General features: G+C 56.1%; 15 protein-coding genes and 4 pseudogenes. 7 read left to right on the top strand and 12 right to left on the bottom strand.

The genetic code is table 11. From position 1 onward, the window contains the following. Positions 1-311 precede the first annotated feature (311 nt). Positions 312-710: pseudogene (locus tag SB725_RS12715) on the top strand (integrase); the annotation flags it as partial. A gap of 314 nt (positions 711-1,024) precedes the next feature. Here the strand turns inward: SB725_RS12715 and SB725_RS12710 are convergent. The 3 genes and pseudogenes from SB725_RS12710 to SB725_RS12700 all read right to left on the bottom strand — a co-directional run. Beyond that, a pseudogene (locus SB725_RS12710) lies at positions 1,025-1,321 on the bottom strand (transposase); the annotation flags it as partial. A 143-nt stretch (positions 1,322-1,464) separates the two neighbouring features. Beyond that, positions 1,465-1,752, bottom strand: a complete 288-nt coding sequence (locus SB725_RS12705; protein ID WP_410921866.1) for a hypothetical protein — start codon at positions 1,750-1,752, stop codon at positions 1,465-1,467. A 154-nt stretch (positions 1,753-1,906) separates the two neighbouring features. Continuing rightward, positions 1,907-2,446, bottom strand: a complete 540-nt coding sequence (locus tag SB725_RS12700) for a hypothetical protein (RefSeq protein ID WP_410921865.1) — start codon at positions 2,444-2,446, stop codon at positions 1,907-1,909. 328 nt (positions 2,447-2,774) lie between these two features. Here SB725_RS12700 and SB725_RS12695 point away from each other — a divergent pair, with 328 nt between their 5' ends. After that, entirely contained in the window at positions 2,775-3,092 is a 318-nt protein-coding gene (locus tag SB725_RS12695; protein WP_410921864.1) for a hypothetical protein, read from the top strand. A gap of 189 nt (positions 3,093-3,281) precedes the next feature. Further along, positions 3,282-7,427, top strand: coding sequence for a CheR family methyltransferase (locus SB725_RS12690; RefSeq protein ID WP_410921863.1), 4,146 nt, complete (start codon positions 3,282-3,284; stop codon positions 7,425-7,427). Between the two features lie 435 nt (positions 7,428-7,862). Here SB725_RS12690 and SB725_RS12685 read toward each other — a convergent pair whose 3' ends face one another. Then, a complete protein-coding gene (locus tag SB725_RS12685; protein WP_410921861.1) occupies positions 7,863-8,105 on the bottom strand; it encodes a DUF6555 family protein in 243 nt (80 codons plus the stop codon). 577 nt (positions 8,106-8,682) lie between these two features. Here SB725_RS12685 and SB725_RS12680 point away from each other — a divergent pair. From SB725_RS12680 to SB725_RS12665, 4 genes and pseudogenes are all read left to right on the top strand, one after another. Beyond that, entirely contained in the window at positions 8,683-8,940 is a 258-nt protein-coding gene (locus SB725_RS12680) for a hypothetical protein (protein WP_410921860.1), read from the top strand. 1,035 nt (positions 8,941-9,975) lie between these two features. Continuing rightward, positions 9,976-10,224, top strand: a complete 249-nt coding sequence (locus tag SB725_RS12675; protein ID WP_410921858.1) for a hypothetical protein — start codon at positions 9,976-9,978, stop codon at positions 10,222-10,224. A gap of 383 nt (positions 10,225-10,607) precedes the next feature. Beyond that, positions 10,608-10,769 (top strand): annotated as a pseudogene (locus SB725_RS12670) (general stress protein); the annotation flags it as partial. Positions 10,770-10,829: 60 nt separating this feature from the next. Continuing rightward, a pseudogene (locus tag SB725_RS12665) lies at positions 10,830-10,910 on the top strand (KGG domain-containing protein); the annotation flags it as partial. Between the two features lie 267 nt (positions 10,911-11,177). On the opposite strand, the gene SB725_RS12660 reads toward SB725_RS12665, so the two are convergent. From SB725_RS12660 to SB725_RS12625, 8 genes are all read right to left on the bottom strand, one after another. Further along, positions 11,178-11,408: a hypothetical protein gene (locus SB725_RS12660; protein WP_410921856.1), complete on the bottom strand. Its 231-nt coding sequence runs from the start codon at positions 11,406-11,408 to the stop codon at positions 11,178-11,180. A 208-nt stretch (positions 11,409-11,616) separates the two neighbouring features. Beyond that, a complete protein-coding gene (locus SB725_RS12655) occupies positions 11,617-12,411 on the bottom strand; it encodes a DNA adenine methylase (RefSeq protein WP_410921854.1) in 795 nt (264 codons plus the stop codon). Positions 12,412-12,612: 201 nt separating this feature from the next. Then, positions 12,613-13,647 (bottom strand): phage late control D family protein, encoded by a 1,035-nt coding sequence (locus tag SB725_RS12650; RefSeq protein WP_410921852.1) that lies wholly within the window; start codon positions 13,645-13,647, stop codon positions 12,613-12,615. A gap of 52 nt (positions 13,648-13,699) precedes the next feature. Next, entirely contained in the window at positions 13,700-13,906 is a 207-nt protein-coding gene (locus SB725_RS12645; RefSeq protein WP_410921850.1) for a tail protein X, read from the bottom strand. Then, complete coding sequence (locus SB725_RS12640) at positions 13,881-14,738, bottom strand: phage tail protein (protein ID WP_410921848.1); 858 nt, start codon at positions 14,736-14,738, stop codon at positions 13,881-13,883. The genes SB725_RS12645 and SB725_RS12640 overlap by 26 nt, the downstream gene beginning before the upstream one ends. Before the next feature lie 9 nt (positions 14,739-14,747). Then, positions 14,748-17,102, bottom strand: coding sequence for a phage tail tape measure protein (locus SB725_RS12635; protein ID WP_410921846.1), 2,355 nt, complete (start codon positions 17,100-17,102; stop codon positions 14,748-14,750). 142 nt (positions 17,103-17,244) lie between these two features. After that, positions 17,245-17,550, bottom strand: coding sequence for a phage tail assembly protein (locus tag SB725_RS12630; protein ID WP_410921844.1), 306 nt, complete (start codon positions 17,548-17,550; stop codon positions 17,245-17,247). A gap of 11 nt (positions 17,551-17,561) precedes the next feature. Then, positions 17,562-17,810: phage major tail tube protein (locus SB725_RS12625; RefSeq protein ID WP_410921842.1), on the bottom strand; the 249-nt coding region annotated here is incomplete at its 5' end.

Raw genomic sequence — 17,810 nt, 5'->3', positions numbered from 1 at the left:
CACCAAATCTCAAGTAGGCCCGGTGCTGGCACAACGCACTTGGGAGAACATTGAGTCATCAAGTGCAGGCGGTACGCTGACTTTGAGAAAGCAGATCCCCCAAATCTGTTACCTTTCCGTGCATTCCTTAACCCAATTTCGCAAGGACGCTATGTCGACCGATAAAACAGAATTCACAGTCGATTATTCGATTCTTAAGCTTCCAGCAGGCGAAGGAAGGGAGCACATAATTCTCATCACGAGATCACTCAAAACATCGTCCTTTTTTATCCAGAATGCTGACCATCAAGCGATCACGCTTGATCTCCTTGCTACGATTTCTGATAACGCCGGAGTTGCAGGCGGTCATCAGCCGATGCCGTGACGATGTCGTATCGCCCTACCTGGTGCACCGAAAGCCCGAGCGCCGGAAACAGAAACAGGCGCAGACCAAGGATCACTGGACAAAGATTGAGGAGAGGTATTTGACGCGAGCATTCAAGGAGGCCAGGGAGGCGGCGAACTGCTACGCGGGATGGAAGGAAGAAGAGATGCCGGGCTTCCACGAAGTGCGAGCGCTGTCGCTGCACCTGTACAAGAAGGCCGGAAAGGATGGTCAGAAAATTGCTGGCCATGCGAGCGAGGGCATGACCAGAAACTACCCGCGGGACCACGAGGAAATCGTCTGGTCCGAAGCAATTCCGGACCTGAATATCAGCGAAATCACCGGGTGGCTTTGCGCCAGTTTTGCGCGGGTTTTGCGCAGACACAAAAAAGCCGATCTATCTGATCGGCTCAAGTGTCTGATTTTACTCAGGAATAATGGTCGGGACGGAGTGATTCGAACACTCGACCCCTAGCACCCCATGCTGGGGACTAGAGCGTACTAACCTATTGTATTTATTGGGATATCCACAATTCCAGCGGTGGCAAATCACCCGCTTTTTTGTGTTTATGCAAACTGAAACTCGCGGCCTGTAGAGGAGGTTTTGCGCACTACCCTCACGGCGTATTGCCGAATGAGTACAATTCTTCTTTCGCAGTACACGTCTTATCAGCCACATCAATTCGACGTTGCGCGCGGCCTCACGCTCCAGCCGGCGGCTAGACTGAATCCGATTGAGATAACCGTAGATATAAATCTCAGCAAGATCGCCGGATGGTAGGCCGCACGCCCGGTTTCAGCAGAAGCCACACCTTCAGATCCAAATGTACCCAGGTCGAGTTCATCAACGAAAACGTCTACCACTCGCACTGGATTTTCTTCGGTAACGTAATCGTCCAGGCACTCCGGCAGCAACGCGACTTGCGTCCGAACCTCACCTTCAATGAATCGATTCAGGAACATCCCCACTGCGATCTCGACGATCAGAAGATTAGAAGATTAGAAGATTAGAAGATTAGAAGATTAGACAATTGCAGGCGTTTTCACACAGACTGGGTCGTTTTCTGCCTCTTGCCACGGGCATCAATCGGCCAAAATCGTCAATTAGTGTTACCGGCAGGTCTTGCGTTTATCAAGGCCTCTTGGTGGGCCAAGATGATTTCCGCGCCCATCGAAGTGAATCCCGGATGGTCAACCAGCGCTCCTGCGTAGACACCCCATGCAAAACCCCGGGCGATTGAAACGTGCTCTAAAATGGACAGCTCCGTGCGAGCCTGAATGATGTTTTTCATCGCCCTTTCCCAATCGCATTGCAGCAACTCCGTCGGCAGACAAACTGAGAGTGGGTCGAGCGAGTCTATGAGAGATGATTCGTTTACGCGCAGCATATGGGCGCCTCCTGTTGGAGTAGAACCGGATACGTAGTTAGAGCGTAGCGCGAGGCGAGGCGAGGCGAGGCGAGGCGTCAGTATTACTATCTTTTTTAACGCAGTTGGTTTTCCCGGTTAATACGGCCATCCACCGCTATTTCAACTGCGATACCTAATGCAGGTACGTATTCAGCAGGTTAATTCTGCGGTCAATAGCCTGCTGTAAACGAACGCGATGCGCGTTCCAAACGCTGAAGTCGAAGGAGCCGGAACGCATAAGGATCAACATTGCCGACTGGGCAGCAGCGTATTCCGCCCTGGCATCAAGCATCTTAAGCTTGCGCTGCTCTTGCTCCGTCATCTCCATACGTCTGAGTACAAGCGTTGCGTCATCCGTAATCACCGGTCCCAAAGTCAACTGTGGACGATGGGGCGCGCAAAAGGGCTCGCTCTCCAACAGAATCGTCCGCGCACGCTGAAGCCCCCAATTCAGACCACTACCCAGCTGTTCCAAGCGTTGTCGGTCATAGACCTCCTCATGCATCGGGGCGCCATTTGCGTGATAGATCCCGATAAATATTTGCACTGCTTTGCTGTGCGTAATGCGTGCTTGTACTTCCACTTGCCGCCCATCCTTAAGCCGTTCTTCATGGATTCTTGTTGGAAACTGATTGTTGACCCAAAGCCAAAATTGCGGGCCTCTACGACGCATTCATTCCCCTCCTCGACTTGACTTTCGAGTAAGGCACAGGCGTTGTGAGTTTTCCAGGCCATTAGTCGCCAAGGCATACAGTGCTATATCCGGGCGAACATTGGATCAATGGTAGGGCACTCTTGCTGAGCATCAGATCTCCCGCGTGCGCCGTCTTTGACCACTGAAAAAGCGGTTTTTTTCGGCGTTTCCAAGTCGTCAAAGGATCGAATTTTTAAATAGAACCTTTTTGATATTCCTCGAAGATTCCTTGGTCTGAACTTCAGCCAACCGAAATCGACGCCATTCAGGATTGGGGCGTTCAGCTATTCCAAGGATGATTTGAAGGGTGGAAATCATCATGTCGAATTATTCAGCCGACCAGATTAATGCCTGCCGCCGTGTAGCAATGGAGCAAAACAAAAAGCTTTTTGAGCAGGCGAACGCAATCAATCGTACAGCCCTCGACCTTCTAGACAGCTGTGATTTCGACAATGAAACGTTTCTCGTTTATTTACAGCTACGAAAGAAGGCCAATAATCTATTCGCCGAAGCGCTAGAACATATCACTTTGCTCAATGCGCATTTCCCCTCGCAAGAGCTCCAGACTGTACAGAAGACGACACATTCGAAGGACAGGGTAAAAGAATTAATTAATGAGACTTAGCTAATCGATAGTGGACACGGCTGATAAAACGAGCAACTGCAACGCGGAAGTCGACTCCATTATAATTTCGATTCCAGCCAAGTAGCGCCTGCCAAGCCAGGTTGTCACCGTCGATTCAGAAAAACATAGAGTATTATGGCTGCACGGCACAAGAATTTGACTGCAGCTATTCTATTCAGGTTATTGATCATGAAGTCTTCCGTGAAGCGCTCCCCGAACGTCCCACAGCGCAAGGAGCTAATCCCCAGCACCCTGCCTTTTCCTGTCGTGGGCATCGGCGCTTCCGCTGGTGGTCTCCAAGCCGTGAAGTCATTTTTCGAGCAGATGCCCAGCGACAACGGCATGGCCTTCGTCATTATTTTTCACTTGTCGCCCGATTATCCAAGCCAAGTCGATCGCATCCTTCAGGAAGTCACCAAAATGCCGGTGCGGCAGGTGACTGAAACCATCGCCATCGAAATGAATACCGTGTATGTCATCTCACCGGCGCACAATCTGATGATGAACGATGGCTATCTGTCGGTGACACCGGCGGATAGACCGCCCGGCATGCACGTCGCCATCGATTTGTTCTTTCGGGATTTGGCGGATGTGCACAAGGAGCGTGCCTTTTGCCTGGTGTTATCGGGCACCGGCACCGATGGCGCGGTGGGACTGTCGAGGATCAAGGAACAAGGTGGCATCACTTTGGTACAGACTCCGGAAGATGCCGAATACGATGGCATGCCCCGTGCCGCCATCAACACGCACATGGTCGATCTGGTACTGCCCGTGGTGGAGATGCCGCAGAAATTGATCGAGCTTTGGCACAACGCTCGGGCCATCACGCTGCCAACCGCCAATGACCCGGAAATCAAGACCATCCCTCCTGCCTCCGAGCGCGATGCCGCCATGGCCGAACAGCGGCTGCAGGACATTTTGTCCCAACTGCGCGCGGGATCCGGTCATGACTTTAAGCATTACAAGCGGGCCACCGTACTGCGCCGGATCGAACGTCGTTTACAGGTCACCGCGCAGCCCGATCTGGGCGCCTATTACGATTACCTGCAATCCCACCCCGAAGAAACCAAGGCGTTGCTGGGGGACATGCTGATCGGCGTGACCAATTTTTTCCGCGATCGCGAGGCCTTCGAGGCCTTGGAGCGCAATGTCATTCCCGATCTGGTTAAAGCGCTGCAGGACGCCTTGCCGCATCGGGATGAAATTCGCGTCTGGTCGGCAGGCTGCTCTACCGGCGAGGAAGCCTACAGCCTGGCCATCTTGCTAACCGAACAGCTCGCCTTGGACGCCAACCCGGCCAAGCTGCAGGTGTTTGCCAGTGACATCGATGATCGTGCCATTTCCTTTGGACGAAACGGTGTCTATCCCGAAGCAATCATTACCGACGTACCGCCATCGCGTATGCGCCAGTACTTCACCCTGGAAAACCACCATTATCGCGTGCGCAAGGAAATCCGTGAGAAAGTCTTGTTCGCCAAGCACAGCCTGCTGCTCGACCCGCCCTTCTCGCAACTCGACCTGATTGTCTGCCGTAACCTGCTGATCTACCTCGACCGCGAAGTGCAGCGCGACATCATGCAGATGTTCCACTTTGCGTTGCGCCCTGGCGGTTACCTATTCCTCGGTTCCTCGGAATCCATCGACGGCTGCCTGGATCTGTTTACACCCGTGGACAAACGTAACCGCATTTTCCGCGCCAAGAGCGTGTCCAGTCCCCGACGCGCCCCCACCCTGCCGCGCGGTGGTTACGCCCGCACCACAGTCGACACCCATCCCCCGGCGCCGGCGGCGGCACGCAAGATTTCCTTTGCCGACATTCACCTGCGTGCACTGGAGAAGGCTGCGCCGCCGAGCATCATCGTCGATGCCAACGCCAATATCTTGCACATGAGCGAAGGCGCCGGGCGTTTTTTGCGATACGTGGCCGGTGAGATATCACGCAACTTGTTGACCCTGGCCCACCCGGATTTGCGCCTGGATATTCGTACCACACTGTTTCAGGTACAACAGAGCGGGCTACCGGTTACCTCACGCAAGGTGCGCATCGAGCGCGAAAAACGCATCTACCTGGTTGATCTGAACGTGCATTCTTACAAGGATGACGAGACCGATAGTGAGTACATCCTGATAATCTTCGAGGAGCGCGAAGTCGATCCTGAGGAGCTGATTGATGTCAGCGCCAGCCAAACCGAAAACCAGATACTGGCCAACCTTGAGCATGAACTGCAGCGCACCAAGCAGCACTTGCAAGAGACGATCGAACAGTCGGAAATCTCCAGCGAAGAGCTCAAGGCGTCCAATGAGGAAATGCAGGCGATCAATGAAGAGCTGCGTTCGGCCACCGAAGAGCTGGAAACCAGCAAGGAAGAATTGCAGTCGATCAATGAAGAGCTGGTGACCGTCAACGCCGAACTTAAAACCAAGGTCGAAGAAACCGACAAGGTCAACGACTACCTGACCAACCTGATTGCCTCCACCGACATCGCAACCGTGTTCGTCGATCGCAACATGCGCATCCGCTGGTTTACCCCGCGCGCCACCGAAATCTTCAGCATGCTGCCCGTCGACACCGGGCGCTCGCTGATGGACATCACCCATCGCCTGGACTACCCGGAACTGGCCGAAGATGCGGCGGCTGTGTTCGAGTCGCTGAACATGATCGAACGCGAGGTCTGCAGCAACGACCAGCACTGGTACATCGCGCGTCTGCTGCCTTACCGCTCCAGTGAGGATCACATTGACGGCACGGTGCTCACCTTCATCGATATCTCCAAACGCCGAGCCGCTGAGGAGGAATTGCGCATCAGTGAAGAGCGCATGCGCCTGGTCGCTGAAAACACCCATGATTTTGCCATCATCATCCTCGATGATGAGGGCGTGATCATCGACTGGAACACCGGGGCCAAGTTGATTTTCGGGTACAGCAAGGAGGACGTTCTAGGCGCCTATTACGATCTGATCTTCACGCCTGAGGAACGCAACTCAGGCGCCGCGGAAGGCGAACTGCGCGCGGCGCGGGAGCAGGGTCGGGGCGAAGACGAGCGCTGGCACTTGCGCAAGGACGGCAGCCGCTTTTACTGCAGTGGTGAGGTCATCCGACTTGAAGGCGAAAGCCTCAAGGGGTACGTGAAGATTGCCCGTGACCTCACTGGTCATAAGCGTCTGCACGAAGAGCAAAGCCAGCGGTTAGCCGAAACCCAGACCAGCAGCCACCTCAAGGACGAATTTTTCGCGGTGATGTCTCATGAGCTCAAGCACCCGCTTAACCTCATTCAACTCAACGCCGAACTGCTACGCCGCTTGCCAATGACCAAAAGCGTCAGCCCAGCCATGAAGGCGGTCAATACCATTTGCGACGCGGTGTCGAGCCAAGCGCGGATCATCGATGACCTGCTCGACGTTGCACGCGTGCGCACCGGCAAGCTCAAGCTGAAAAAACAGGCGGTGGATTTTGGTCGAGTTCTGCAAGACATCTACACGGTGGTGATCAACGATCAACACCCTTGTGAAATCACCCTGCAGCTACCACAGCCGCCAGAGTCGGCGCTGGTGGTCGATGCCGACAGCACACGCCTGGAACAGATCATCTGGAACCTGTTGAACAATGCTCTGAAATTCACGCCCAAGGATGGCCATATTGAGTTGATCGTCAAACGCGTCGGGGATATGGCTCAATTGGATGTCATCGACAGCGGCATCGGCCTTGAACAGGACAATCTGCACAAGGTCTTCGATTTGTTCAGTCAGGCAGAAAACCAGCACGCGACCCACCAGCGCGAAGGTCTGGGCATTGGCCTGTCGCTGGTGCGGCAACTGGTGGAAGCTCATGGAGGCTCGGTGGAAGTGCGCTCCGAAGGGATTGGTCGTGGCTGCACCTTTACCATTCGCCTGCCGCTGTGCCATCCCCTTCAACAAAAGGCGCAACAAGCGCAGACCTCGGCTGAATCAGGGCGCCTTCTTGGTCAGAAAGTGCTGTTGGTAGATGACTCCCGAGACGTGATGGAAGTGCTGCAGATGTTGCTGGAAATGGAGGAAGCCCATGTGGAAGCCTTCAGCGACCCGCTACTGGCGCTGAAAGCCGCGAAAGAGGGCAGCTACGACGTGATCATTTCCGACATCGGGATGCCAGTGATGGACGGCCACGCACTCATCCAGGCCATTCGCCAGATCCCCCATCACAAATACACACCGGCCATTGCGCTGACTGGCTACGGCACCGGCAGCGACCAGAAAAAAGCCAGGCAATCGGGGTTCAATTACCACGTGAGCAAGCCGGTGGCCCATGATGATTTCATCGACATTATCGACGAAGCGTGTAGAACTCGGCCGTATTAACGCCGCGATACGTATTGCCTGGGTGGACTTTAGCCGGACGCGACGGTTAGGCGTCATACAAAAAAGGCCATTCGGCTAGCTATTTCACTGCCTCGCTAGACCAGAGCATCAGACCGGGAAGGAACGAAATGGATGTTCAGTTAGACGAGTGGCACTCCTGACGAGTGGTTTGGTGGCGGCTTCATTCGAAAACTGGGTTTCCAAATCAGGGATTTGTAGGAGTGTCCAAAAAATCCATAAAACTTTCGTTATCAGTGAGATGCAATAGATCAACACGCTAGCCGTTTGACCGAACCCTTCTCTCCTGAAATACACTCATTGGGGGGTTAGCCTGCACCATGCACTCCCATGGAAGCAGGCATAGCCCTGCTAAAGTAGATGGAATGCGGGTTAATAGGCGCTGGGTGACCCGCGCTAAAACGGACCTAGGAACACTCATTGTTTCTCCTCCCAATCCATGGAGGTAGGTTCCCGCCATTGAACTTCGGTGACCCCGAATCGCTCAGCCATCGGTTTTGAATAGCGTTTTAGCGGCGGACGGCCAGGCTTGGGTATAGGAACCAATCCTGCGTCGCAACTCGCCCATTGCCACGCCTCCGCGTTATTCATCAACGCAGCTCGAATGATGAATGTCTTGGGCTGACCATGGAGCAGGTAGCTAATGCGATAAAACTTCATATCGCCTCTCAACCGTCTTGCTATGAGCTAGAGAGCTGAATGCGTGGAAAAAAATTCAGAAGAAATGACGGTTAGCACTTCACTCAATCGCAGTACCACCGTACGTCGCCATCAGTGAACACGCAGTAGCCGCTGGGCTCTACCGAAAAAGTTTGCGGAGTGGCCGGCATGTACAACGGAGCGAAAATTTTGGCGTACGCCAGATGGCACGAATTATTGACCAGTACTGAAAACTCGATGAGCACGAATCAGAAATATGACGAGTTATTGAGACTGGCCGATGAGTATCGAAGCCAGGGAATCATTGATGCGTATGAAAGAAACGTCATGATCGAGATGGCAACGGCTGCCTACGCGCGTTCAATAGCCCGAGTGTAGGGCGTGTTCCTTTACGTCTAACCGGTGCGCCGGGTAGTTCACCGAGGTGAGATAGTAATGTTGCGCCCCCCTAAATTCGTCATCGACAATCGTGCGAAGAAATTTTTTATTTTTTTGCTTCTAACTCAAAAGACTCCACACTGAATTCATAGGAATAACGGTTCGTAGTGCCGAACCAGTCCTGTTGGACCCTTTGATCATGATTAGCGTCGATGATTTCCGTTTCAAATCCCATAAGATTTTACTGGAACTGGATGCGGCAACGAACCAACTGATGATGCTCGTCGTCGCCAATGACATCTCGGGCACGCGCTGGACTGAAGCTGCGATGCGCCAGAAACACGCCTATGACGCATGGGCAACGCTACTTCGTGGCATTGAAACCGATCCGATGCCCTGCCTTGATGGTCGACCGCCTGGCAGCTTTTCCCCACCTCGGAATGATCCGCAGCGCTGACAGCTTGCTCACATTCTTTTGGGATTAAATTGATGAACCGTTCGCCGTTTTCAAAAAGCGATGGCGGTCGCTTTGCAGGAATATCGGGAAGCTCACGAGGACGTTGTAAAAGCCATTCGCGAAGGTCGGGCATATGGTCAGTCTTGGGAGCTCAAGCAGCACCGTCTCGCACGTGCGCTGGACGAATGGGGGAAATTGCTAAGAAAGTTTTACGGCGCTCCGCTAGATCATCAACAGCCGAAAAAAACAGAAAGCGACTGATCAGCGCCTATTGTAAGGGGCTTTAACAACCAGCGGAATCTGCCAATGGGGGTATACGTTGGTGAACACGCGCCATTGATGGTGTCTCATGCCAACAATCTAGCGCTTAGAATTTTTTGCGAATTCGTTCTGGATTTCGCCTAATGCCCGCCATGGGTGGCATTCAAAAATCAGTGCCTTGCATCCGCAAGCATGAAGGAACGCATTTTCTCGGTCCGATTCCGGTTGCCCAGCTCCGCATTTTCTGCAAGTTATGACGTTATCTGACAGCGTCCAGCACCCATGCCATTCGAGAAGCCTATCGAGCGGAGTCATACGCCTAGCCTGCAAAAAGTTGTACAGCATTAGCCTGATTGTAGAGGGTTTTTATGTGTTGGATAGCCTGATGGGCAGACATGATTGGTCCTAGGTGCAATCGATTAATCAGTATAGGCGCTCGTTCCTGTCGTCTTTTCGAAGGAATTTTTAATAAAGCCCAACATCATCAATTCATGAGCGTCAGGAGAAACTGATGATCACAGGGCTGTTCGTATTGATTACAGGCTTCATGTCAGCCCAAGTAATATTTCATTGGCTTGAAAGCGGACGAACACTGTAAAAGCCTGGCCTTGGGCGACGATGCAGGCCTTGTGTTAGCCCCCCCGAGTTCTGGACGAGCGCCGATCAAACGCGTTTCAGTCCAATGGCTGAGCGGCTGAGCGGCTGAGCGGGCTGAGCGGGCTGAGCGTTTTGGTCTCACCAGTGCGCGGTGCGCGGCCTGGGAGGATGTAGAAAATGAATGAGCGTAAATTGAGCTTCACCGATGAGCGGTATTGGGACGATAAAGTCGCTTCCAATACCAAACTATTCCACGAAGCCGATCGACTCGAGGGTGAAGCCTACGAACTGATAAAGGACGACCGGAGTCCGCAAGCGTGGGCCAGGTTTACCGCAGCAAAAGCAAAAGCCGACGCAACGCGTGCCGCTGCATTCGATGATTGGCAACGTTTAAAACGCCTCATGGCAGGCGAGGAGGTTACTTAAAGGCGTATGAAAAGGATGGTCCTCTTTCCCTGCTATGGGCCTGCAATGCGAAAAAAAAGCCCGCACGTCAGTGCGGGCAATTGGGAGTAACACGAGCAGCCTGGCATGGCCAATACAGGCATTTTTATAGATCTCGTTCAAATCTCAATGGTTCGTTTTCTGTCTGGCGTTCCTACAACCAACTGATGAACGGCAAAATATAATGTCTAGAACCACATTTTGAACCCCGAAACCACCAGTCGTATCTTTCCTTTTTCGATGGAACCAATAGTGTATTTCCACCCGTCGCGAATCTGCTGTATTGCTCCAAACTTTCTGTTTTTTTCCATCGTCGGAATTAGACGAGCAAATGCTCGTGTCGATATCAGATGAGGTGAATAGAAATGGCTAATTCAGGAAACGACAATCCAGGCAACTTCGCTAATGACCCAGAAAAGGCTTCTGATGCGGGTAAGAAAGGCGGATCAGTGTCTGGCGGCAATTTTGCCAATGATCCCCAGCGAGCCTCAGAGGCAGGCCAAAAAGGTGGTCAGGCGTCGGGAGGACGCCAATCAAGCGAATCTGGTCAATCTGACGGTGGCCAGGGAAGCGGTCGCGGCGGAAACTTTGCCAATGATCGGGAGAAAGCCTCTGAAGCGGGGCGTAAAGGAGGTGAACAGAGCGGTGGTGGAAATCGTAAACAGTGATGCCGTTTGATCTCACCAAGCCCCGGATGGTTCGGGGCTTGGTCGATATCCACGACCGACGCCGTTGACGTTTTAGCCAGATCTGGCGCGCGAATGGCTGAACCCGGCCACATTCTACGAGCGCGTGAAACACATGGTGCTGCTACAAGGAAAGCCAACCGAAGCGTTCGAATGATTCAGGTGGCCGGTGCCATCGGTAATGTTCGCCAATACAGTCCGAGCTGATAGAGCTCATGGGGCTAAGCAACCTACTACTCCGAACTAGTTCTAAATCGATGCCACACATTTGAGGCGTTCTTCCAGCGCAGATTCCAAAACAACGTAAAGATTTTCTGCATCTCCAATCCGCAAGGCACCAACTGTTTCCATCCCAAGAACGAACCCTTCCGCCCGAGCTCCCGCCTTCACTGCAATAATCAGTGTGTCAGCGCCAGCTATCTGCGCCAGAAGGCGGTCCGTTTCCCGCTTCATCTTGTCGTTTAACACCACGTTTTGCACGACGGCGCACCTCTAGTTCCACATCCAGTACATCACCCATAGGACCGCTGATGTCCACACGAGCGTCATCAGAATTGAGAGTCCAATCAGTTGTTTGTCCATGAGAGGTCAGCTTCAAAAAGTTTGAATATGGGTTAAACCCCATCTCTAACAATGATAGTCGGAGGCCAACACGGCGTTACATCGATCAGCTATAAATAGGCTCAGTCTAAAACAGTCCCCCTAATGCTGCCGGCTCCCAATTCATGATCACCAGTTCGCCGCTGACCTCGGCCTTGCCCTGGCGCTGATTGGTCGTGGTGTAGCGGATGTCCAGCGTCTCGAAATGAAAGCCTTCAAACACCTGGCGGATGTCGGGGTGGTCGTTGATGCTGACCATTACCCTGCCCTTGCAGCGGCGCATGAAGTCGGCCATGCGCTCGTAATTTTCAAACGAAAAATCCACCCCATAGCCGGCGGTCTGCCAGTAAGGCGGGTCCATGTAGTGGAAGGTGTGCGCGCGGTCGTAGCGTTCCGCGCACTCCAACCAGGGCAAGTTTTCGACGTAGGTGCCGGACAGACGCTGCCAGGCAGCCGAGAGGTTTTCCTCAATGCGCAACAGGTTGATCGACGGGGTGGTGGTCGCGGTGCCGAAGGTCTGCCCGGACACCTTGCCGGCGAAGGCATGGTGCTGCAGGTAGAAAAAGCGGGCCGCGCGCTGGATGTCAGTCAGGGTTTCGACGCGGGTCATTTTCTGCCACTCAAACACCTGACGTGAGCTCAGCGCCCATTTGAATTGGCGCACAAACTCTTCGAGGTGATTCTGCACCACGCGGTACAGCGTGACCAGGTCGCCGTTGATGTCGTTGAGCACTTCCACGGGCGCGGCCTGGGGCCGCATGAAGTACAGCGCGGCGCCGCCGGCAAACACTTCGACGTAGCATTCGTGCGGTGGAAACAGCGGGATAAGGCGATCGGCCAGACGGCGTTTGCCGCCCATCCAAGGGATGATAGGGGTAGACATGATAGCAAGGCCTTTACTGTATAAATAAACAGGTGCTAGGCTCGCTCTGCTTTGTGCACAGAGCAGGAGCCTTGGCGGGACTTGCAGGGACAATCTGCGGGGACGGTGGCCAGGCTGGATGTTGACGCATCCAGACTGGCCGCTCCTTTTACTTCGGGGTTAAAACCTCTTCGACTTACGGCTGATCACCCTCCCGGGCCATCAAGCTGGCACTTCCAGCACGACTTTCTCAGGCTTGCCTGACGCCTTGGACTTTCCCTCTTTGCCACCATTGCACTCGACCGACACCGTCCACCCGGACGGGGTGAAGGTGTGATCGACCGACTCCACCAGGTACTCGCCATCGAGCCCGCGCTTGAAGCCTTGCGCCTTGATCATGCATTCGGCAAACAGGTCGGCCCGGCCCGGCAGATCGAGGCGCACCGAGGCCGTCGAACGATTGAACGCCGCCAGACGCGCCTTTGCGGCCTCGTCGGCCGCTGTTTTGTCCGGGTAGAGGTGGCGGTCGGTATGCACCGGCGGCAGGCCCTCGGGCACGTTGGGATTGTCCAGGTACGAAATCTGTAATTCCCCGCTGTCCGAGTCCTGGTACTGGGTGCTGACCCCTTGATGCGCACTGCGGTCGCTCAAGCGAAACTGCCAGCGGGTCACGTCATTGCGTTGCAAGGTGATCAGACCCAAGGCCTTGCCACTCGCACTCTGCCCACCTTGTCGCGGCAGAACCAACAGCTTGCCGTCGGCCACCTTGGCGGTGCAGTCGTGTTTCTTGGCCAGGCGGGTGAGGAAGTTGAAATCGGATTCATTCAGTTGATCCATGCGCGGCACACGGGTATCGACCGGGCACGACGGCTGCCAGCCATTGCGCGCTGCCACGTCGCCGACGATCTGCGCCAAACTGACGTCCTCCCAACTGCCGCTGCGGGTGGTCTTGCCGCTGCCGCGCATGTCACTGGCCTTGCCGCTGATCACCAGGGTGTCCGGCGGGCCGGAGACGGCCACTTCGTCCACCGTGTAGCGGCCCATGCGGGTCAGGTCGGCGCCGGCATACCCAAGGTAGACCTCGATACTCGCGCCACGCACGGGCAGCGATACCGCGCCGTCACGGTCATCAATGCGCAATTCGAACGTATCCGAGGCCATGCCGGGCCGATCGGACAGCTGCAATGAGACCAGCCGATCATTGATCAAGCTGGTGATGTCGGCGCCGTCGGCGACAATACGGAACAACGGTTGCATACTCGCCCTCAAAAAAAGTAAAAGCCCGCATTTCGCGGGCTGAATCACGGGATCAATCCCACAGCGAAATCACACTGTCGGGCTCGATCACCAGCTCCGGCAGCGTGATCAACAGGCCGGCGCGGAATGGTTGTGGCTCATCGGCCAAGCCCTGATTGGCCGCCAACACCGCCTCGACGCTGCGGTTCAGGTGGCCGTAATAGCGGTGGCACAGGGTGTCGAGCAGATCCCCGTCAGCTGTTCTGCAAGTCATCGCCATAACGGACAAACTCCAGTGAAAAACCCTGCTTGCGCGGGATCGCCCCAGGCAGCAAAGCGCTCTGTTCTTCGTCGATGTTGGTCAGGCACCAGTTGCCCAGCACCTCGCCGTAACCGGTGGTCAAGTTCAGCGGCAGCAACTTCGCGCCGATGCTGCGCAGCGTATCCAGTTGCTTCAGCCCGCCTTTGTAGCTGGGGTAGATCGCACCCTTGATCGTGATTTTCTCCTCGCCCTGACCCACGGCCTGCTGCGCCGGGCGCCGGGTCAGGCGTTCCTGCGCGGCCCAGCGAAACGACGTCTGCCGGCGCAGCTCGTCAAAGGCCGCCGTGTCCAGGTTGAAGTAATACGGCCGCTCGTTGGCCTTGAGCGGATAGAGGATCAGCAGGTGCGGGAACGGCTTCACCGCGTCCGGGATCGGCGTCATGTCGCCAGCAAACCATTCCGTGGGCAAGATGTTGCCCAGCGCGGCATTGGCCTTGCCGGCGACCTTGCTGAACGCCGCGCCAAAGCGGCCAATCTGCTCAGTCAGTGCGGAAAAATGCTGCTCGAACTGCGCCAGGGATCGTTGAGTCTGGTTATAGAAACTCGCGACCTTACCGATCTTGGCCTGGGCCGAGTTGACTGCACTTTGCAGACGCCGGGTCTTGTCACTGAGGTCTTCGCTGATAAAGGGCAAGCCTTCCAGCGCATCGGCCGCCCCGCTGATTTCATTGAGCGCGCCATTCATGGGTCCTGTCATCGACTCGAGGTCAGTGCGCCCGGCTTCACCGGCGTCGACCATGTACTTCAATCCGCCCTGCAGGTGCTGCAGGTAGGTCTTTTCATCCGTCATCACATTTCCTCAACCCACATGGGGCGCATCAAACAACTGGCGGGCGCGCGCCTCCCGGGCGAACTCCTCAAACTGGCGCTGCAGGTGCGGCATCAACGCTTGAGCCAACTGCGCCGGGTCTTTCACATCGCCCTGCACGGTAATGACCGGGGCCGGGGCGAAAGTGAATTGTTGATCGACCTTCGGCCATTCCGGTGTTTTTATCGCAGTGCTCGACATCAATGCCGCCGCCGTTACCGGCGCGGCGGGAGTGTTTTCCATCGAGCGTACGACCGCGCCCACTTCCTGGCCGGCAGCCATGGGCAAGATGCCGATCGGTGCTTGGGTCGGCGTGTCCGGGCCGCCAAACAACGCCTTGCCCATGGTCGCGCCCAGCTCACCGCCGCCCCACGCGCCGACGATGCCACCGATCACTCCGCCAATCGCGGTGCCGAGCAGCGGAATGACCGAACCAATGGCCGCACCGGCTGCTGCACCCGCCAAACCACCGGCCAGCCCGCCCGCCGCCTCGCCGTAGCCTTCGGCCTTTTCATCACGGGTGGTCGCATTCTGGTACGTGTCCAATGCCTGAACGCCGGCACCGACCACCGCCAGCGCCCCGCCCACTTTCAGGCCATGGGACATTCGACTGGCAGGGTTTTGCCCCTTTCCGCCCTTTCCGCCCTTCCCTTCGTTGCCGTGATCCAGCCCGTCGTCTTCGTCGTCATTCGCGTTGGTTACGAACACCCGCTGCACGATGTTGGACCGGTCGCCGGCCGAACCTCGCGCGATGTTGGCCAGGCCCCGGCCGATCTTCAGCGTGGCCCAGGCTTTGCCCAGCACCAATGCCCCGGCACTCACCGCCGCCAGGCCCAGCACCACTTGGGGCGCTTGCTCGGACAACGCGGTCAAGCCCCGCGCCGCGCCGGCAATACCGGTGGCCAGCGCATCCGTCGCCGGGCGCAGGGCGTCACCAATGGCCCGCAGCGAATCGTTGAACGCTTGACCGGTTTCGGCCCAGCGTTGCGACGAACTCTCGCGACGTTCGCTCAGGTTCTTGTCGAGAATGTCCTTGCGCGGACCGCTGGGGTCCGAGGCGCCTTGCTTCAGGTCCGCGTAGAATTTTTTGTTCTGGGTGTACGCCATCAGGGCCGTCTTGACCTGCATGTCGGCAAACAGATCGCCGGTACGCAAAGTGGCGGCCAAGGCATCGGCCATCGCTTGCGCCTTGGCCGGATCCGTCTCCTGGCTGATCTGGGTCAGGCCCTGATCCAACTGCTTTGACTTTTTCGGGTCGGTCTTTTCCACATACCGACGCGCCAGTTCGAAGCTGGCCTCGAAGGTCGACAAGCCCTTGCCAATAGCGGCGTTCATCGAGCCCTGATAATCAATCCCGGCATCGGCATACCCATTGACCGTGTCCTCCGAGCCAATTTTCGCGACCCAGTTTTTCAGGTTGTTCGCCGCTTCATCCGCACTGCCGGCGCTCTTGATCTGCACCTGCAGCATCGCCCCCAGTTGCGTGACCGCTTCCTGGCCGGTGATGCCGGTGCCGGCCATCTGCGCCAACAGCTCTGGAAACCACTTGGCCATGTCGGCCGCCTCGAAGCTGCCTTGCTGGCCCAGCAGCGCAACCGACGCCAAGGCCTGTTCCATTTTCTGCGGGTCGGTGATCTTGGCATTGTTCTGCATCGCCAGAATCATCTTCGCCGTATCGGCTCCCGAAGCGCCCTGCCCGACCGCAAACTTCGCGGCCACCGGAGCATATTTCAGCGCTTCGGTCAGATCCATGCCGCCACCGACCAACTGGTTCACCAGCTCGGCCACTTGGGTGTTGGCCATGCCGGTGTCCTTTGAGGTCTGAACGATGTCGCGGGCGGTGTTCACTTCCTGCTGCGTGTTGGCGGTACCGGACTTGATCGCGATGTCGCGAATGATCGCCTGAAAGTCCGCACTGATTTTGGTCGGCACAGCGGCCAGAGTCGTGCCGGCCACCGCCGTACCGAATCCACTGCGCAGGTTCTCCTGCCCGTCCTGCACCTGGCCCATGCCTTTGGCCTTGAACTCGGCACTGCGCACCACCTTGCCCAGCGCCAGGTATTCTTTACTCAGGCGCCCGACCTCAACCCCCTGCTTTTTCAGGCTGGCGTTATTGGCTTCCAGCTTCTTGAGCAGCGCACCGGCATTGGCCGCGCCGCTGTCATGGGCTTTTTTCCATTCATCGCGCAGGCGCATGGTCTCGCCGATGACTTTCTGCAGACCCTTGGCGCGCATGGTTTGCGCTTCGAGCTTTTTCATTTCGCCGCTGACGTTCTTGAAGGCGGCGCCGAGTGAAGAATCGACGGCGCCGCCAATCACCAGCCCGAGCGAGAGTTTGTTCGCCATACAGGTTACCTGTGGGAGCGGGAATTAGGCTCAGTCCGTGAGCCACCAGACCATCTCGGAAAACGACAGGCTCTGGATGTCGGCCGCTGAAAAATTCAGCTCGGCGGCCAAGCGTTTGGCCAGGGCCTTTTGCAGTCTGGGATTAAACCCCGTCGTCTGCTCCCAGACGAAAATAGGCGGTCTGCAGACGACGGTAATCACGCATCAGCAGCCCCTCCAGATCGCCCCGGCCGATGCTCGCGAGGCTGCAGAACAGAACCATTTCCTGTTCTTCTTCGTTGGTACCGCCCTGCAAGGTGGCGGCGCGCATCTCGCGCACCGTCGGTTCACGCAGGGTCAGTTTGTCGACCTTGATGCCGTTGGCCTCACTCGGTCGAGACAGGACGACGGTGGCAATGCCATCACCCAGTTGCAGCCACTTGGGCAGGACGTCTTTTGCATTGCTCATGGTGTGGCTCCTTACATGCCCAGGGCAGACCGCACGGCGGCCAGTTGGTCGACGCCGTCAATGACGCGGATCGAGTTGAGGGGGTCGATTTCAAACATCACGCTGCCGTCGATTTCCAGCTTGTAATAGGTCACCGCAACGGCGTACTTGAACTCACCTTTTTCTCCCGGCTTCCAGTCCCCCGGATCGACTTCCTTGAGGCCCCCTCGCAGGGTGGCAACCACCGCCTTGACCGAACCTTTCTCGCCCTTGAAGGCCCC

It is taken from the genome of Pseudomonas sp. SIMBA_041 (assembly GCF_046535095.1).
GTDB lineage: Bacteria > Pseudomonadota > Gammaproteobacteria > Pseudomonadales > Pseudomonadaceae > Aquipseudomonas > Aquipseudomonas mucoides.
This window is presented reverse-complemented; position numbering and strand designations above follow the sequence as displayed.

Coding starts and splice junctions, on each gene's coding strand:
- SB725_RS12705 (WP_410921866.1), bottom strand. CDS start 1,752: ATGCTGCGCGTAAACGAATCATCTCTCATAGACTCGCTCGACCCACTC.
- SB725_RS12700 (WP_410921865.1), bottom strand. CDS start 2,446: ATGCGTCGTAGAGGCCCGCAATTTTGGCTTTGGGTCAACAATCAGTTT.
- SB725_RS12690 (WP_410921863.1), top strand. CDS start 3,282: ATGAAGTCTTCCGTGAAGCGCTCCCCGAACGTCCCACAGCGCAAGGAG.
- SB725_RS12685 (WP_410921861.1), bottom strand. CDS start 8,105: ATGAAGTTTTATCGCATTAGCTACCTGCTCCATGGTCAGCCCAAGACA.
- SB725_RS12680 (WP_410921860.1), top strand. CDS start 8,683: ATGATTAGCGTCGATGATTTCCGTTTCAAATCCCATAAGATTTTACTG.
- SB725_RS12675 (WP_410921858.1), top strand. CDS start 9,976: ATGAATGAGCGTAAATTGAGCTTCACCGATGAGCGGTATTGGGACGAT.
- SB725_RS12655 (WP_410921854.1), bottom strand. CDS start 12,411: ATGTCTACCCCTATCATCCCTTGGATGGGCGGCAAACGCCGTCTGGCC.
- SB725_RS12650 (WP_410921852.1), bottom strand. CDS start 13,647: ATGCAACCGTTGTTCCGTATTGTCGCCGACGGCGCCGACATCACCAGC.
- SB725_RS12645 (WP_410921850.1), bottom strand. CDS start 13,906: ATGGCGATGACTTGCAGAACAGCTGACGGGGATCTGCTCGACACCCTG.
- SB725_RS12640 (WP_410921848.1), bottom strand. CDS start 14,738: ATGACGGATGAAAAGACCTACCTGCAGCACCTGCAGGGCGGATTGAAG.
- SB725_RS12635 (WP_410921846.1), bottom strand. CDS start 17,102: ATGGCGAACAAACTCTCGCTCGGGCTGGTGATTGGCGGCGCCGTCGAT.
- SB725_RS12630 (WP_410921844.1), bottom strand. CDS start 17,550: ATGAGCAATGCAAAAGACGTCCTGCCCAAGTGGCTGCAACTGGGTGAT.